This is a genomic window from Burkholderia sp. Bp8991, assembly GCF_003853795.1.
Taxonomy (GTDB): domain Bacteria; phylum Pseudomonadota; class Gammaproteobacteria; order Burkholderiales; family Burkholderiaceae; genus Burkholderia.
In genome coordinates this window covers 46182-63061 of the sequence record NZ_QTQJ01000038.1, presented here as the reverse complement: position 1 = coordinate 63061, position 16880 = coordinate 46182, and the positions used below count along the sequence as shown (strand labels likewise).

14 protein-coding genes are annotated in these 16880 nt (G+C 65.2%); 9 read left to right on the top strand and 5 right to left on the bottom strand.

Translation table 11 applies throughout. From position 1 onward, the window contains the following. Positions 1-81: 81 nt before the first annotated feature. A complete protein-coding gene (locus DIE02_RS30590) occupies positions 82-1161 on the bottom strand; it encodes a purine nucleoside permease (protein ID WP_124486156.1) in 1080 nt (359 codons plus the stop codon). A 362-nt stretch (positions 1162-1523) separates the two neighbouring features. Continuing rightward, positions 1524-2588: a selenide, water dikinase SelD gene (selD, locus tag DIE02_RS30585; RefSeq protein WP_124520046.1), complete on the bottom strand. Its 1065-nt coding sequence runs from the start codon at positions 2586-2588 to the stop codon at positions 1524-1526. 105 nt (positions 2589-2693) lie between these two features. Here selD and DIE02_RS30580 point away from each other — a divergent pair, with 105 nt between their 5' ends. Then, a complete protein-coding gene (locus tag DIE02_RS30580) occupies positions 2694-3530 on the top strand; it encodes a DMT family transporter (protein WP_124486154.1) in 837 nt (278 codons plus the stop codon). A gap of 243 nt (positions 3531-3773) precedes the next feature. Here DIE02_RS30580 and DIE02_RS30575 read toward each other — a convergent pair whose 3' ends face one another. Beyond that, complete coding sequence (locus tag DIE02_RS30575; RefSeq protein WP_124486153.1) at positions 3774-5282, bottom strand: PLP-dependent aminotransferase family protein; 1509 nt, start codon at positions 5280-5282, stop codon at positions 3774-3776. A 126-nt stretch (positions 5283-5408) separates the two neighbouring features. On the opposite strand from DIE02_RS30575, the gene DIE02_RS30570 reads away from it, so the two are divergent. From DIE02_RS30570 to DIE02_RS30545, 6 genes are all read left to right on the top strand, one after another. Beyond that, positions 5409-6692 (top strand): 4-aminobutyrate--2-oxoglutarate transaminase, encoded by a 1284-nt coding sequence (locus tag DIE02_RS30570; RefSeq protein ID WP_124486152.1) that lies wholly within the window; start codon positions 5409-5411, stop codon positions 6690-6692. An 89-nt stretch (positions 6693-6781) separates the two neighbouring features. Beyond that, positions 6782-8251, top strand: coding sequence for an NADP-dependent succinate-semialdehyde dehydrogenase (gene gabD / locus DIE02_RS30565; RefSeq protein ID WP_124530138.1), 1470 nt, complete (start codon positions 6782-6784; stop codon positions 8249-8251). A 764-nt stretch (positions 8252-9015) separates the two neighbouring features. Further along, positions 9016-9552 (top strand): PAAR domain-containing protein, encoded by a 537-nt coding sequence (locus tag DIE02_RS30560; protein WP_124530137.1) that lies wholly within the window; start codon positions 9016-9018, stop codon positions 9550-9552. A 4-nt stretch (positions 9553-9556) separates the two neighbouring features. Continuing rightward, complete coding sequence (locus DIE02_RS30555) at positions 9557-10204, top strand: M35 family metallo-endopeptidase (RefSeq protein ID WP_124530136.1); 648 nt, start codon at positions 9557-9559, stop codon at positions 10202-10204. Further along, positions 10197-10655, top strand: a complete 459-nt coding sequence (locus tag DIE02_RS30550; RefSeq protein ID WP_260441536.1) for a hypothetical protein — start codon at positions 10197-10199, stop codon at positions 10653-10655. The genes DIE02_RS30555 and DIE02_RS30550 overlap by 8 nt, the downstream gene beginning before the upstream one ends. 415 nt (positions 10656-11070) lie before the next feature. Continuing rightward, positions 11071-11520: a hypothetical protein gene (locus DIE02_RS30545; protein ID WP_124530135.1), complete on the top strand. Its 450-nt coding sequence runs from the start codon at positions 11071-11073 to the stop codon at positions 11518-11520. 68 nt (positions 11521-11588) lie between these two features. Here DIE02_RS30545 and DIE02_RS30540 read toward each other — a convergent pair whose 3' ends face one another. Together DIE02_RS30540 and DIE02_RS30530 are read right to left on the bottom strand one after the other, a co-directional pair. Next, a complete protein-coding gene (locus DIE02_RS30540; protein WP_124530134.1) occupies positions 11589-13133 on the bottom strand; it encodes a PAS domain-containing methyl-accepting chemotaxis protein in 1545 nt (514 codons plus the stop codon). Between the two features lie 409 nt (positions 13134-13542). Beyond that, complete coding sequence (locus tag DIE02_RS30530; RefSeq protein ID WP_124530132.1) at positions 13543-15087, bottom strand: PAS domain-containing methyl-accepting chemotaxis protein; 1545 nt, start codon at positions 15085-15087, stop codon at positions 13543-13545. Between the two features lie 311 nt (positions 15088-15398). On the opposite strand from DIE02_RS30530, the gene DIE02_RS30525 reads away from it, so the two are divergent. Together DIE02_RS30525 and DIE02_RS30520 are read left to right on the top strand one after the other, a co-directional pair. Next, positions 15399-16256, top strand: a complete 858-nt coding sequence (locus DIE02_RS30525; RefSeq protein WP_124530131.1) for a bifunctional 2-polyprenyl-6-hydroxyphenol methylase/3-demethylubiquinol 3-O-methyltransferase UbiG — start codon at positions 15399-15401, stop codon at positions 16254-16256. Further along, positions 16253-16813 carry a GNAT family N-acetyltransferase gene (locus tag DIE02_RS30520; protein WP_124530130.1) on the top strand — a complete coding sequence of 187 codons (561 nt, stop codon included), beginning with the start codon at positions 16253-16255 and terminating at the stop codon, positions 16811-16813. The genes DIE02_RS30525 and DIE02_RS30520 overlap by 4 nt, the downstream gene beginning before the upstream one ends. Positions 16814-16880: the final 67 nt, after the last annotated feature.

The following is a 16880-nucleotide window of genomic DNA, read 5'->3' as shown; positions in this document are numbered from 1 at the left end:
CGGTCGCTCCAGGCGATATCGACTCGCCCGGAGCCCGGCCACGCGTGAATGATCGAGTGACTCCAGCGCGGCGCTACCCCCTCACCGGCGCGGCACGCCGTCGCGCCATTCGCCCCAGTGCGTGACGATGTCCTGAACGAGCGGATTGCCCGCGCGGTACAGGTTTTCGGTCGCCGGGGCGAAACCACCCTGGTCCGCATAGTTCAGCAGATTGTCCGCGCTCGTCTGCCCTGCATACGGCCGGTCGAAATCGGAACCCGTGCGCAGCACCGCGACGCGCGACAGGTCGACCCGCTTCACGCTCGCCGCGCGCTTGAGCGCTTCATACGTCGCGTTGTCTTCCTGCGCGGTCATGCAGTAGGTGCCCTTGCCGTCGGTGAGGATCTTGGTCCACTGGCGCGCGCGCTCGCCGATCAGCGTGCCCGAGAACCACGTATTGCCCGATGACGTGTCGCACTGGATCACCGTCGGCGGCCGATTCGCCGGCGCATACGTGAACTTCGCGCGCGCGGCCTGGGCCTGCGCGCTGTCGGCGAGCACGACGTTGCGCGACAGCGCATACGCGGCATCGGTCAGCTGCGGGTTGAGCTGGAATACTTCGGTGCGGTAGTCGAGCGGCGGCTTGTCGTTCGGGCTCTTCGTATTGATGCCGAGAAAGCCGGTATTCCAGCCTGCTGGAATCTCGCGCGCATCGAGTTCCCACTGCAGGCTGAAGTCGACCAGGTATTTCGACCAGGCGGCGGAACCGACCGTGCCTTGCGCGGGGTCGACGCCCGCGATGCCCGACACGAGGAAGTACGTGCGGCGCAGGTCGAAACGCTGCGAGAACGTGAGCGCCATGATCGTCGCGGACGCGTTCGCGTAGCCCATGCCGGTCGTCACCACGCACACGTCCTGCTTGTTGCAGTGAACGGCCGGATAGTCGGGCGACAGGCCGGGCACGGTGATGTCGCGCCACGGGCCGAGCCGGTCGAGCCATGCCTGGCCTTCCGGACCGAACATCGTGATGATCATGACCTTGACCGGGCGGCCCTGTGCACCGGTCTCGGCGAATGCAGCGTTGCCCCCATCGTTGCCCTGGTTGTTCTGCGCAATCGACGGCGCGGTCGCACAGGCGGCAAGCGAGAATGCAGCTGCGGAAAGGATGGAGCGAGTCAGCATCGGCGTTCCTTGTTTCGGTGATGTTGGGTGAGAACGGCTCTCGGAGACTGCGCGAGGGAGTATAGAACGCGTGTGTGCGATGCGGAACCCGACTACGAAACGGCGGGCGGTGTGCGCGACTCCAGGATTCGCATGAAACGCGGACGGGATCGACATGCGCGCCGCGCAATAACATCAGGAATACTATCTGATCGACCGACACACGAGTCGACGTCGATGCGAATGACTGGATGCAAACCACGACGAGCCTTGTGTTTCTCGATCCACGGCCCGAACAGGAAATCGTTCATCGGTCGTCGATGCCTTCGAGGGAAGGCATCGATTCTAGCGACCGACAGCGATCCAGCGTGAAAAAAACCGCGTCAGGCGACGTCGACGCGCGCGGGCCCGTCCACCATCTCGCCGATCACGGCCGCACGGTCGAAGCCGTCGGCGCGGAAGCATGCGAGCACGTCGTCGACGGCATCCGGCGCGCACGCGACCAGCAGGCCGCCGGACGTCTGCGGATCGGTCAGCAGCGCCTGCGCGACGGGCGGCAGCCCGTCGGCGAGCCGCACGTCGGCGCCATACGCGGCCCAGTTGCGGCCCGATGCGCCGGTGAACACGCCGTCGGCGACGAACGCCTCGACGCCCGCCAGCCACGGCAGCGATGCGTAATGCACGCGTGCGGTCAGCTTCGCGCCGCGCGCCAGTTCGAGCGTATGGCCGAGCAGCCCGAAGCCCGTGACGTCGGTCAGCGCATGCACGCCCGGCAGCGCGGCGAGTTCGGCGCCCGGCCGGTTCAGCTTGGTGGTCGTCGCCACCATCTGCGCGTAGCCCGCGTCGTCGAGCTGGTTCTTCTTCAGCGCGGCCGACAGCACGCCGACGCCGAGCGGCTTGCCGAGCACGAGCACGTCACCCGCGCGCGCGGCCGCGTTGCGCTTCACGCGCGACGGATGCACGACGCCGATCGCCGCGAGCCCGTAGATCGGCTCGACCGAATCGATCGAATGGCCGCCCGCGACCGGAATGCCGGCATCCGCGCACACCGATTCGCCACCGCGCAGCACGGCCGCGATCGTCTCGTGCGGCAGCACGTTGATCGGCATCCCGACCAGCGCGAGCGCGAGAATCGGCTTGCCGCCCATCGCGTAGACGTCGGACAGCGCGTTGGTGGCCGCGATGCGGCCGAAGTCGAACGGATCGTCGACGATCGGCATGAAGAAGTCGGTCGTCGCGACGATCGCCTGCTCGTCGTTCAGCCGATAGACGGCCGCGTCGTCGGAGGTCTCGGTGCCGACCAGCAGGTCCGGGAACAGCGCGGGCGGCGTCGCCCGCTTCAGCAGCTCGGACAGCACGCCCGGCGCGATCTTGCAGCCGCAGCCGCCGCCATGCGACAGGCTCGTTAGGCGCGGAACGGCGGGCGGGGTGAGGGGGGCTTCGGTCATCGTCGGCATCCGGTGAATAACAACGTTCTATTATCGACAATTCCGCGCGAGCGCGCCCGGCACCCACATAATTGACGCCGCCCGCCCTCGTCCGCTCGCTCATTCATGGATCACCTGTTCATCGGCCTCGTGCTGTGCTCCGCCCTCTTGCACGCGATCTGGAATGCATTCCTCCACGTGAGCGAAGACCGTCTCGTCCAGCTCGGCACGATGTCGCTGCCGTATCTCGCGTTCGGCATCGCGGGCGTTGTACTGCTGCCCGCGCCAGCGCCCGCCGCGTGGCCGTATGTCGCGGCGTCGGCCGTGCTCGAGGTCGCGTACTGCTTCACGCTGGCGCGTGCATACCGCAACGGCGAGTTCGGGCAGATCTACCCGATCGCGCGCGGGATCTCGCCGCTGCTCGTATCGGTGCTGGCGCTCGCGATGCTGCACGAGCGACCGACGCCGTTCGGCTTCGCAGGCATTGCGCTCGTGTCGTTCGGCATCATGTCGCTCGCGTTGCGGCGCGGCTTCCGGTTCTCCGGCGAAGGCGTGCCGTACGCACTGCTCACGGGCGTGTTCATCGCCGCGTATTCGATCTGCGACGGCATCGGCTCGCGTGTGTCGGGCAGCGCACTCGGCTATATCGCGTGGGTTTATCTGCTGTGGAGCGTGCCGCAGCTCGTGCTGGTGTGCGCGATGCGCGGCGGCCCGCGCGTGGTGTTCGGTTCGCGCGCGTCGCTGCGGCAAGGCGCGATCGCCGGCACGATCTCGCTCGCCGCCTATGGAATCGTGATTCTCGCGTACCGGCATCTGCCGGTCGCGACGGTATCGGCGCTGCGCGAGACAAGCTCGATCTTCGCGGTCGCGATCGGCTGGTTCGTGATGCGCGAGCGGCCCGGCGCGCAGCGGCTCGCGGCATGCGCGCTGGTGGTCGCGGGTGCGGCGTTGATCCGGCTTTGACGCGCGTGCGTACGCCCTCAGGAAGGACCGGCAGTCACGGCAGGTCCGGTGCACTCGGCAGTCGGGCCGTTGTGTGCTTGCAGCCGAGGTTTTTCCAGGCGAGGCAATTGTCTCCGCACCGCGGAGACAATTGCCCTGGACCTGCTTGAAAACGCTGATCCATATCGACTCCCTCTCATACGTGACTTTCGCATCGCGCTCTGCCGTCTCGAGCGTTGGTCGTCACCTCAACTGCCGCACACGTCAAGCCGCCGCAATCATCCCGTCGAACGCCCGCTCGTCGATCGCCTCGGCCAGCGTCGCGAACGCCGTCGCGATCTCGTCCTCCGGCACGCACGCATAGCCGAGCAGCAACCCCGACGCCGCGCGCTCGCGCTCCGCGTAGTAACCGGACAGCGGCCGCACGACGATGTTGCGTTCGAGCGCGGCCTGCGCGACCGCGCGATCGTCGACCCCGTCCGGCAGCCGCGTGACGAGATGCAGCCCCGCATCGCTGCCGAGTGCCTGCAGCGTGTCGCCGTAGCGGCGCGCGACCGCATCGAGCAGCACCTCGCGGCGCTGCCCGTACAGCGTGCGCATCTTGCGGATATGCGACACGAAGTGCCCTTCCGCGATGAACTCGGCGAGCACCGCCTGCTGCAGCAGCTGCCCTTCGCGATACAGCTCGGCGCTCGCGGTCGCGAAGCTTTCCGCGAGCGGCTCTGGCGCGACGAGGTAACCGACGCGCAGCCCCGGGAACAGCGTCTTGCCGAAACTGCCGACGTAGATCACCTGCCCGGCCGTATCGAGCCCCTGCAGCGACGCGAGCGGCCGGCTGCCGTAGCGGAATTCGCTGTCGTAGTCGTCCTCGATGATCCAGCAGCCGTGCTGGCGCGCGTATTCGAGCAGCATCCGCCGCCGCGCGAGACTCATCACCATCCCGAGCGGATACTGGTGCGACGGCGTGACGAGCATCAGCTTCGGCGGCTCGGCGAGATCGGCGGCCGACGGCGCGATCCCTTCGTCGTCGACCGGAATCGGCCGCGTGGTCAGCCCCGACACGTTCAGCACGCTGCGCACGCCCCAGTAGCACGGATCCTCGGTCCAGATCGCGTCGCCCGGATCGGTCAGGAGCCGCACCGCGAGGTCGATCGACTGGTGGATCCCGGTCGTGATCACGATCTGCTCGGGCGTGCAACGCACCGAACGCGACGTGCGCAGGTAGTCGGCCAGCGCCTCGCGCAGCAGCGCGAGCCCGCCGCCCGGCGCGTAGGTCAGCAAATCGGGGCGCAATCTCCGCCAGTACTTGTTGTGCAGCCGCGTCCACACGCGCGCCGGAAAGCGCGACACATCGGGCACGCCGGGCATGAACGCGCCGCCCTGGCGCTTCGACACGCCCGCGCCCTCGACGAGCCGCGTGCCGCGCGCGGACAGCCGCCGCGCGGACGATGGCGCCACCGCCGGGCCGGCGGCCGGGTCGGGCGACGCGCCGACGATCTCGTCCGGCGCGCTGTCGGCGACGAACGTGCCGCGCCCCGTCGCCGAGTTCACATAACCTTCGAGCGCAAGCTGTTCGTAAACCTGCGTGACCGTGTTGCGGGCGATCCCGAGCTCGGCCGCCAGCAGCCGCGACGACGGCACGCGCGTGCCGGCCGGCAGTTCGCGCGACAGGATCGCCTGCTGCAGCAGCCGGTGCAGCTGCCGGTAGATCGGCTGTTCGCCGCCGCGCACGAGGCGCTGCGCCAGCCAGTCCGACAACACGCTTGCGCGCATGATTGGCTCCTGAATATTTATTGAAATGGCTCTGATTGCCAGAGCCAAATGTGATTATAGTCGCCTCCATGGGCTGCCAATGCGGCCGATTTTTATCCCACCGGACAGAACATCAAGGAGATGACCGTGAAGAATGCCGACCTGCAGGCCCGCAAGAACGCCGCCACCCCGCGCGGCGTCGGCGTGATGTGCGATTTCTACGCAGCCCGCGCCGAGAACGCGGAGCTGTGGGATGTCGAAGGCCGCCGCTTCATCGATTTCGCCGCCGGCATCGCGGTGCTGAACACGGGCCACCGCCACCCGAAGATCGTCAAGGCGATCGCGGATCAACTGAACAGCTTCACGCACACCGCTTACCAGATCGTCCCGTACGCGTCGTACGTCGAGCTGGCGGAAAAGATCAACGAACGCGCGCCGGGCGACTTCCCGAAGAAGACCGCGTTCTTCACGACCGGCGCCGAAGCCGTCGAAAACGCGATCAAGATCGCGCGCGCCGCGACCGGCCGTCCGGGCGTGATCGCGTTCTCGGGCGGCTTCCACGGCCGCACGATGATGGGCATGGCGCTGACCGGCAAGGTCGCCCCGTACAAGCTGAACTTCGGCCCGTTCCCGGGCGACGTGTTCCACGCCCCGTACCCGAACGCGCTGCACGGCGTGACGACGGCCGACTCGATCAAGGCGATCGAGATGCTGTTCAAGGCCGACATCGATCCGAAGCGCGTCGCCGCGATCATCTTCGAACCGGTCCAGGGCGAAGGCGGCTTCAACCCGGCGCCGGCCGAGTTCGTGCGCGCGCTGCGCAAGATCTGTAACGAGCACGGCATCCTGCTGATCGCCGACGAAGTGCAGACTGGCTTCGCGCGTACCGGCAAGCTGTTCGCGATGCAGCACTACGACGTGCTGGCCGACCTGATCACGATGGCGAAGAGCCTCGCGGGCGGCATGCCGCTGTCGGGCGTCGTCGGCCGTGCGGACGTGATGGACGCAGCGGCGCCCGGCGGCCTCGGCGGCACCTATGCGGGCAACCCGCTGGCCGTCGCGTCGGCGCACGCGGTGCTCGAGATCATCGACGAAGAGAAGCTGTGCGAACGTGCGACGCAACTCGGCGACGTGCTGAAGGCGAAGCTGAATTCGCTGCAGGCCGACGTCCCGCAGATCGCCGACGTGCGCGGCCCGGGCGCGATGATCGCGGTCGAGTTCCTGAAGCCGGGTTCGGGCGAGCCGGACGCGGAATTCACGAAGCGCGTGCAGACGCGCGCGCTCGAGCGCGGGCTGCTGCTGCTCGTGTGCGGCGTGTACTCGAACGTCGTGCGCTTCCTGTTCCCGCTGACGATCCCGCAGGCCGTGTTCGACGAAGCGCTCGTGATCCTCGAGGAAGTGCTGAAGGAAACGGTCGGCGTGCCGGCCTGAGTTCCGGTCCACGTCAACCGAATGCGCCGCCGCCGTCGTCAGGACGGCGGCGGCCTTTTTATCCGTCATTTTCAAGGCAGGCGATTCATATGAGCACCGTTCAGGAAACCCTGGCACTGAAAGATCTGTCGCTGTTCCGCCAGCAGGCGTATGTCAACGGCGAATGGCAAGGCGCGGCGAACGGCGAGTCGTTCGAGGTCCGCAATCCGGCAACCGGCGGCCTGCTCGGCACCGTGCCGGCGATGGGCACGGCCGAGACGCGCCACGCAATCGAGGCCGCGAACGCCGCATGGCCGGCATGGCGCAAGAAGACCGCGAAGGAGCGCGCGGCGATCCTGCGCAAGTGGCACGACCTGATGATGGAAAACGCCGACGACCTCGCGCTGATCCTGACCACCGAGCAGGGCAAGTCGCTCGCCGAGGCGAAGGGCGAGATCGGCTATGCCGCATCGTTCCTCGAGTGGTTCGCGGAGGAAGGCAAGCGCGTGTACGGCGACACGATCCCGACGCCGGCGAGCGACAAGCGCATCGTCGTGACGAAGGAAGCGATCGGCGTGTGCGCGGCGATCACGCCGTGGAACTTCCCGGCGGCGATGATCACCCGCAAGGTCGGTCCGGCGCTCGCGGCAGGCTGCCCGATCGTCGTGAAGCCGGCCGAGGCGACGCCGTTCTCGGCCCTCGCGATGGCCGTGCTGGCCGAACGCGCGGGCGTGCCGGCCGGCGTGTTCAGCGTCGTCACCGGCGACCCGAAGGCGATCGGCGGCGAGCTGACGTCGAACCCGATCGTGCGCAAGCTGTCGTTCACCGGCTCGACGCCGGTCGGCCGCCTGCTGATGTCGCAATGCGCGGCGACGGTCAAGAAGGTGTCGCTGGAACTCGGCGGCAACGCACCGTTCATCGTGTTCGACGACGCCGATCTCGATGCCGCCGTGCAGGGCGCGATCGCATCGAAGTACCGCAACAGCGGCCAGACGTGCGTGTGCACGAACCGCTTCTACGTGCACGAAGCCGTGTACGAGCAGTTCGCGCAGAAGCTCGCGGCAGCGGTCGGCCAGCTGAAGGTCGGCCGCGGCACGGAGCCGGGCGTCACGCAGGGTCCGCTGATCAACGAAGCGGCCGTGCTGAAGGTCGAGGCGCACATCGAGGACGCGCTCGCGAAGGGCGCGACCGTCGTGACGGGCGGCAAGCGCCACGCGCTCGGCCACGGCTTCTTCGAGCCGACCGTGCTGACGGGCGTCACGCCGGCGATGAAGGTCGCGAAGGAAGAGACGTTCGGGCCGCTCGCGCCGCTGTTCAAGTTCGGCAGCGACGACGAGGTGATCCGCCTCGCGAACGACACCGAGTTCGGTCTCGCCGCGTACTTCTACAGCCGCGACATCGGCCGCGTGTGGAAAGTCGCCGAAGCGCTCGAGTACGGGATGGTCGGCGTGAACACGGGCCTGATCTCGAACGAAGTCGCGCCGTTCGGCGGCGTCAAGCAGTCGGGCCTCGGCCGTGAAGGCTCGCACTACGGCATCGACGACTACGTCGTGATCAAGTATCTCTGCCTGGCCGTCTGACGGTTCGGGGCCTGGCGCTTCGGCGACAGGCCCTGACCGCCCGGCCGGAACCGGGCGGTCCGACGCGGGCCGGTATCCCTCTCCGCCGTGCCCGCGTCACCTCGATACGCACGAGATCGCCCCCGCTCTGCGCACCCGATTTCGATCGCCGTATCCGCCGATACGTCATATCGCGCGAATTTCGTTTCAGTCTCATTTCTCACTTCGCTGCACACCGCAAGATTGGGCGCTCCGCCTCGATACGGTTTGCACGCGCACGAACACGTCATCCTACGGCCCCCGGTGTGCAGAGTCAGCGCACGCAGGAACCGCGGCGGCGGGTGGTGCCGTGACATACGTTAACAGTCTCCGACATGCCGGACGGGCGGTTATAACGCTCGGCCGCGTTCTGCTCGATACCCCTTCGCGTCGGCCTCGATGATCGTTTTGGATCATCAATCTCCGTCGGACTCCAAAATAATAATCGTACACGTTCTATAGACAGAGAAAGTCTTACCGCCCACTGTCTATGGCTCGTCCATACACAAGGTATCCGAGTCCATGGAAGAACAACATGCCGCATGCCCGTACTTTCTTCACTCATCGATCCGGCTTTACGCGATGGTGCAGCAGCGACACACGCCACAGGCCGATGCGGAAACAGAAGCACTCGCGCGCACGCCTACGTCCATTGCCTTCGCAAAATTTCACGGTCGACCAATACGCGATTTATGACCTGGAGTCAGCCGATTGGGTCTTTACCAACTTCGATTGAGGACATAGCCATGAGCCGACGAGCGATCAGGAACGGCGACGCAACGACGACAGGTGGAATCGTTATCGCAAGCACTGCAAGCATATTCGTGGACGACAAGCACATTGCCTTGGATGGCGACAAAGCGACGTGTGGAAATTGCGAGGGAAGGTTTCCGATAGCGGGAAGCGCGGTATCCGTCGTCGGTGACGGACGCGCCGTAGCCGTCGAGGGCGACGCGGTACTTTGTCCATGCGGTCAAAACTTTTTAGTCGCGAGCAACGACTGCATGTTTTTCATTGAAGACAGCGGCGGCCATGGCTCGGCTACTCCCTTCATCGGATATTCGGCATTCCCACCCACGCGGTACGCGTCGGCATCAGACATTTACAGCGATCAATTTGTGATCCGCGACGTGAGGACGAAGCAACCGCTAAGCAACGTGCGCTACTGGATCAAGGATCGATCCGGAAACGTGCATGCATCCGGCGTGAGCGATCAGCACGGCTGTACCGTGCGCGTACGAACCGAACATGCGGAAACATTGAAGCTGGTCATCGAGGATTGAAACGATGGGAAATCAAACTACCGTCGCTGAGACGACAACAAACACCATCGCGGGATCGCAGACATTTGCTGATGTTGACTTGCGACCGATCTGCGAAAACATGACCAATTCGGAATTCCGCAAGGTTTTTTCCGTAGCGCAAGGACGAGCGATTGACCGGTTGACGATCCGCATTGCTGATTTACAAAAGTGGTCGAAGGTCGATAAGGGCCGGGTATTCAAATGGTTCGGTCGGAACGACGAGCGCACGCGTATGCACCTACTCACCGGCCTGACGAAAGTGCTTGCCGTGGTTCGAGCATTCAACGAGAACAATGTGGTTCGAAGCGGCAGCGCTGGCGATCTTGCGACGGGTTGCACGCCTCACCCACGAGGAACGACAAACGAGGCCGCCCACGTATGCGCGCCGGACACGGCAACACACACGATCGCCATCAGTGGGCGATTCTGCACGATGCGCCCGTGGACAGCGAACGCTGATTCGCACGTGTCGACTATCATTCACGAAGCCACCCATTTTCACGACACCATGTCGTCGACCGATGACCAATACACGATTACGCCCTTGCTCCCCGGTTGGGGACGGTCAAACCCGGACTTGGCAATCAACAATGCCGACAGCATCGCGGGGTACGTTGTTGACATTGAATAAGGTCGTCACTGCCGTCACGCTCGTGTTGATCTGCGCACATACGGCGCTCGCATGCGATGGTCCGTCGAACATGCCCGGTTGGGATTTTGATGTTCGATTCGACAACAATTCAAGCGACCTATCTACCTCCGAACTGACGAAGCTTTCCGTATGGTCGAACGACATGCGCAATCGCTTCCCCATTGTCGATGTGGTGTCGGTTGTCGGATTAGCCGAGCCGACGGAACGAAGCGCGCAAGCGCTTGCGCGCCGACGTGCAGCGAACGTCAAAGGCGCGTTAGATCAATTCTTGATTCGAGGCGAACGAAATTCGATGATCGCGCGAATCTACAAACTGCCATTTCCCGCGAGCGAGTTCGACGACAACGGGCGGCGCGTCGAGATCACATTCGGTCCGGGATGCCCTCACCACTGTTGCCCGAACCTGAATCCCATACCCAGAGCGCAATGAGGTAGCACGACGCACCCACGCCGGCCCGCGCGATGCGGGCCGTCTTCCTCCTGCCTCGCAGGTTCCCGTGATTAGCGGAACAGGTTGAGCGCCTCCACCGGCCGCGTCGCCCGCTGCTTCAGACTCTCCGACAACAGGAATCCAATTGTGCAAGCCTGCCGGACAGCGGCCAAAATCACGCCGTCGTATGCGAACCAAGCCCGCACAAGCGAGGCATTGCCGGCTATTCGAAATTCTGCAGTGACTCGTTCGGCTAGCAGTATCACGAATCAAAGATAAAGGTAGCTGTGCATGGATGTGCGACGACCCACGAGTAGCGCCACACAGCAAACTCATCAATCGCTGACCATGGAACGCATCCCGGATGCGGGTCTCCTCATTCAATAATGCCAACAGCGCCGCGGGTACGATATCGATGGCGACTAAATTCCTGACCACCGCCGCGCTCGCGTTGAGCTGCGCACAGGCAGCGTTCGCCTGTGACGGCGCGTCGAACATGCCCGCCCATTACATCGATATTGTTTTCGATGCGGATTCGAGTGCGGTTTCTCCGACCGAACTCTCGAGGTTGTCGGCATGGTCGACCGACATGCACAAGCGCTTTCCGATCATTGATACGGTTTGGCTTATCGGACTGGCCGAACGAACCGAGAACAACGCACAACAGCTCGCAACGCAAAGAGCGGAAAACGTGATGGCTGTTCTGGATCAGCATTCGATCCGCGGCGAGAAAAGCGCCTTGGCGGGGAAAATTTTCAAGCCGGACGAGTTCGGTCAATCCGGGCGACGCGTCGAAGTGAACGTCAGTCCGGGGTGCCCCAACCACTGTTGCCCGAACCCGAATCCCATACCCAGGGCGCAATGACGTAGCAGGACACTCACCGCACCTGCCCGCACAACGCGGGCCGCCATCCTCCTGCCTCGCTCCCGCCATCAACGAAACACGTTCACCGCCTCCACCAGCCGCGTCGCCTGCTGCTTCAGGCTTTCCGACGCCGCCGTGCTCTGTTCGACGAGCGCCGCGTTCTGCTGCGTGATGTTGTCCAGATGCACCACCGCCTGGTCGACCTGCGCGACACCCGTGCTCTGCTCGGCCGTCGACGAGCTGATCTCCGCAATGAGATCCGACACGCGCTTCACCTGCGTGACGATGTCCTCCATCGTCTTGCCCGCGCCATCGACGATCCGCGCGCCCGATTCGACCCGCTCGACGCTCGCGCCGATCAACGTCTTGATCTCCTTCGCCGCATTCGCGCTGCGCTGCGCGAGCGCACGCACCTCGCCGGCGACCACCGCGAAGCCGCGCCCCTGATCGCCGGCCCGTGCCGCCTCCACCGCCGCGTTCAGCGCAAGGATGTTGGTCTGGAACGCGATGCCGTCGATCACGCCGATGATGTCCGAGATCTTTCGCGAGCTGGCCGTGATGTCGTTCATCGTCGCGACGACCTCGCTCACCGCCTGCCCGCCGCGCCCGGCGGCTTCGCTCGCCGACACCGACAGCTGGTTCGCCTGCAGCGCCGTCTCCGCATTGCTCGACACGGTCGCCGTCATCTCGGCCATCGATGCGGCCGTCTGCTGCACGCTCGTCGATGCCTGCTCGGTGCGCGCGCTCAGGTCGTTGTTGCCCTGCGCGATCTCATTGCTCGCGCGCTGCACGTTCAGCACCTGTTCGCTGACATCGTCGACGAGCCAGCGGAACATCAGCCCGAGCTGGTTGATCGTGCGCAGCGTCATGCCGATCTCGTCGACGCGGTTCATCCGCACGCCGCTGCGGCTCTCGCCGGTCGCCACGCGCAACGCCTCGTCGCGCAACTGTCGAAGCGGCCGCACGATCTGCACATCGAGCCACAGGCCGGCTGCCGCCGTCACGCCGACCGCCGCGCCGGCAAATGCCGCGAGCGTGCCGCCGGGCAGCCCGCATGCCCAGCCCGCACCGACGACGGCCGGCGCCAGCACGCACAGCGTCGAATGCACGCGCGCGCGCACCGACATCGTCTGGAACAGCGACGCGACACGCATCGCGCCCGTGCGGACGATCAACCCCTTGTGGAAACGGCGATTGCCAGCCTTGCCTTCGCGGAAATCGCGATACAGCGCTTCGGCGGCCGCGATCTCGTCGCGCGTCGCCTTCGTGCGCACCGACATGTAACCCTTCGGCTGCCCGTTGCGCATCACCGGGATCGCGTTCGCGCGCACCCAGTAGTGGTCGCCGTTCTTGCGGCGGTTCTTCACGAGCGCGGTCCACGGCTCGCCGCCCTTGAGCGTCGCCCACATGTCGGCGAAGGCCTCCTTCGGCATGTCCGGGTGACGCACGACGTTGTGCGGCTGACGTTCGATCTCGTCGGGAGAAAATCCACTGACCTGGATGAATGCCGCGTTTGCATACGTGATGTAGCTGTCGGCATCGGTCGTCGACATCAGCGTCGCGTCATCGGGAAAGTCGAATTCGCGTTGCGTGACGGGTTGGTTATTGCGCATGGTGAGGATCTCCGGGTAACGGATCTTGCGTCCGCTTGTCGATGGATTCGAGACCCGCGCACCGCGGTCGATCCGCATGCGCGCTGGCCTGGCTCCTGCGCTTTCGGCAAATTTCACGAAAACATTATGGTGTATTGGGGTAAATATGCATTACTTATGCATCATCTTGTTTTTACCGAATTATTTGTTTATGGATGAAACTAAACACCATGCTGGGAAACGGTTTCACGGACATTCATCTGATTATTGATCGCCATTCGTCCGGTTCGATTTAATGCAAGACCACATATCCGGAATACGAATATTTCTCGTTTGAGTCGACTTGTTCGAATCAAAAAAATGAATGTGCGTGACGCGCGACGCTCGGGACGCATCGATCGAGTCCGCGCGTCGCGCGCGCTTGCGGCCATCACCTGAACACGTTCACCGCATCCACGAGCCGCGTCGCCTGCTGCTTCAGGCTCTCCGACGCCGCCGTGCTCTGCTCGACGAGCGCCGCGTTCTGCTGCGTGATGTTGTCCAGATGCACCACCGCCTGGTCGACCTGCGCGACACCCGTGCTCTGCTCGGCCGTCGACGAACTGATCTCCGCAATGAGATCCGACACGCGCTTCACCTGCGTGACGATGTCCTCCATCGTCCTGCCGGCCTCATCCACGCGTCGTGCGCCCGACTCCACGCGTTCGACGCTCGCGCCGATCAGCGTCTTGATCTCCTTTGCCGCGTTCGCGCTGCGCTGCGCGAGCGCGCGCACTTCGCCGGCGACCACCGCGAAACCGCGCCCCTGCTCGCCTGCACGCGCGGCCTCGACCGCCGCGTTCAGCGCGAGGATGTTGGTCTGGAATGCAATACCGTCGATCACGCCGATGATGTCCGCAATCCTGCGCGAGCTGTCGGTGATGTCGCTCATCGTCGTGACGATCTCGCTCACCGCCTGCCCGCCGCGCTCGGCCGCGTCGCTCGCCGACACCGACAGCTGGTTCGCCTGCAGTGCCGTCTCCGCGTTGCTCGACACCGTCGCCGTCATCTCGGCCATCGATGCGGCCGTTTCCTGCACGCTCGACGCGGCCTGCTCGGTGCGCGCGCTCAGGTCGTTGTTGCCCTGCGCGATCTCGTTGCTCGCGCGCTGCACGTTCAGCACCTGTTCGCTGACGTCGTCGACGAGCCAGCGGAACATCAGCCCGAGCTGGTTGATCGTGCGCAGCGTCATGCCGATCTCGTCGACGCGGTTCATCCGCGCGCCGCGCCGGCTTTCACCGGTCGCGACGTTCAGCGCCTGCTCGTGCAGCCGCTTCAACGGTTGCACGATCTGCGCGTCGAGCCACCAGCCGGCCGCGGCCGCCACGCCGACCGTCACGCCGGCAAACACCGCGAGCCCGCCGCCGGTCAGCCCGCATGCCCAGCCGGCGCCGGCGACCACCGGCGCCAGCACGCACAGCGCCGAATGCACGCGTGCGCGCACCGACATCGTCTGCGGCAGCGACGCGATGCGCAGCAGCCCGGTACGGATCACGAGCCCCTTGTGGAACCGGCGCCGGCCGGCCTTGCCTTCGCGAAACGCGCGATACAGCGCATCGGCGGCCTTGGTTTCATCGCTCGGCGCCTTCGTGCGCACCGACATGTAGCCCTGCGGCGCGCCGTTGCGCATCACCGGAATCGCGTTCGCACGCACCCAGTAGTGGTCGCCGTTCTTGCGGCGGTTCTTCACGAGCGCGGTCCACGGCTCGCCGCCCTTGAGCGTCGCCCACATGTCGGCGAAGGCCTCCTTCGGCATGTCCGGGTGGCGCACGGCATTGTGCGGCTGGCCGACGAGCTCCTCGTTCGAGAAGCCGCTCACCTGCGAGAACGTCGTGTTCGCGTAGGTGATATAGCTGTCGGCATCGGTCGTCGACATCAGCGTGACGTCGTCGGGAAAATCGAATTCCTGTTGGGTAACAGGCTGGTTATTGCGCATGCAAGGCTCCGAAAGGCGGATCTGTTGTCCGCGCCGCGCTGAAATCACGCTCAGTAGCCGAAAAACGGTTGATCGCTTTACGACACTCTCGTCCTTACTGTCGGCAATTCATCGAAAAACCTTAATCCTGTCGCGCAAAAAATATGCAATCCGGCCATTACCATGATTTCGATCAAATATTCCGGCGATAATCGCCAGGCGCGTTTATCCGACTGTCACGACGCGCCGCCCGGCATGCCAATTCCGGCACCCGTTGCATACGGCGAAACGATTTGACTTATCCTGCTCCATTCAACCGGAATTCGAATTCGATGAAAAAGGAATTGCACGAACTGAATCGGCTGTCCTGGAATACGGCGACGGTCGCGCACAACAGCCATAAAGGCGATCAGGCGGCGTTTTTCCGCAATGGCGGCTCGACGCTGTTTCCGGAAGAACGCGAGTTGCTCGGCGATCTCGCGGGCCTGCGGCTCCTGCATCTGCAATGCAACGCGGGACAGGACACGCTGAGCCTCGTGCGCGACGGCGCGGACGCAACCGGCGTCGACATCTCGGACGAAGCGATCGGCTTCGCTCGGCAACTGTCGGCCGACGCGGGCCTGCCCGCGCGCTTCGAGCGCGCCGACGTGCTCGACTGGATGCCCGAGGCCGCCGCTCGCGGCGAGCGCTTCGATCGCGTGTTCACGTCGTACGGCGCGATCTGCTGGCTGTCGGACCTGGGCGCATGGGCGCGGGGGATCGCCGCGCTGCTCGCGCCGGGCGGCCGCTTTGCGATGGTCGAGTTCCATCCGTTCGCGCTGTATTTCGACGAACACTGGCAGCCGCGCTACGACTACTTCAAGGTCGACGCGACCGAGGAGCCCGCAGGCGTCGGCGATTACGTCGCGGCGTCCGGCACGGGGCTCGGCGCGCAGCACGACCACCCGGGTGTCGTCGATTTCGCGAACCCGCATCCGAGCTACGAGTTCATGTGGGGCATCGGCGACGTGGTGAATGCGCTCGTGTCGGCCGGGCTCGCGATCGACCGCCTGACCGAATATCCGTACTCGAACGGCTGGAAGGGCTTCGACGGCATGCGCGAGCTGGAAGGCCGCCGGATGGTGCCGCCCGACGGAATGCCGCGCCTGCCGCTGATGTACGGGATCGCCGCGCACCGGGTGGCCGCATGATGCGCCGCACCGCCGCCGAGCGCGACGCGCTGTCCATCCGCCTCCTTGCGCGCGACGACGTGCCGCTCGTGTGGACCATCGACCGGCGCGAGATCATCGAGCACCTGTACGTGCTGCGCGACGGTACGCTGCGCCTCGTGCCCGAGTTCTACGACGTTGCCGGCTGGCCCGACGGCGAAGCCGAGCACTACACGCCGATCCTGCTCGACTGCCACGATCGCGGCGGCTGGTGTCTCGGCATGTTCGACGGCGCGCGGCTGGTCGCGGCGGTCATCGTGGACGCCGATCCGCTCGGCCCACGACGCGACATGCTGCAGCTGAAGTTCCTGCACGTGAGCCGGGACTGGCGCGGTTGCGGGCTCGGCGAGCATCTCTATCGCGCGGCCCGCGCGCAGGCACGGACGATGGGCGCCGCACGGCTCTACGTGTCCGCGACGCCGTCGCAGCGCACGATCGACTTCTACCTGCGCCTCGGTTTCACCGTCAGCGCATCGCCCGACCCGGCGTTGTACGCGCTCGAGCCGGAGGACATCCACCTGGAAGCGCCGACGGCCTGACGCGCGCGTACGCCACCTGCGCGCAGCATTTCCGCTCGCCCGACAACACCCGCACGGAGAACGACAT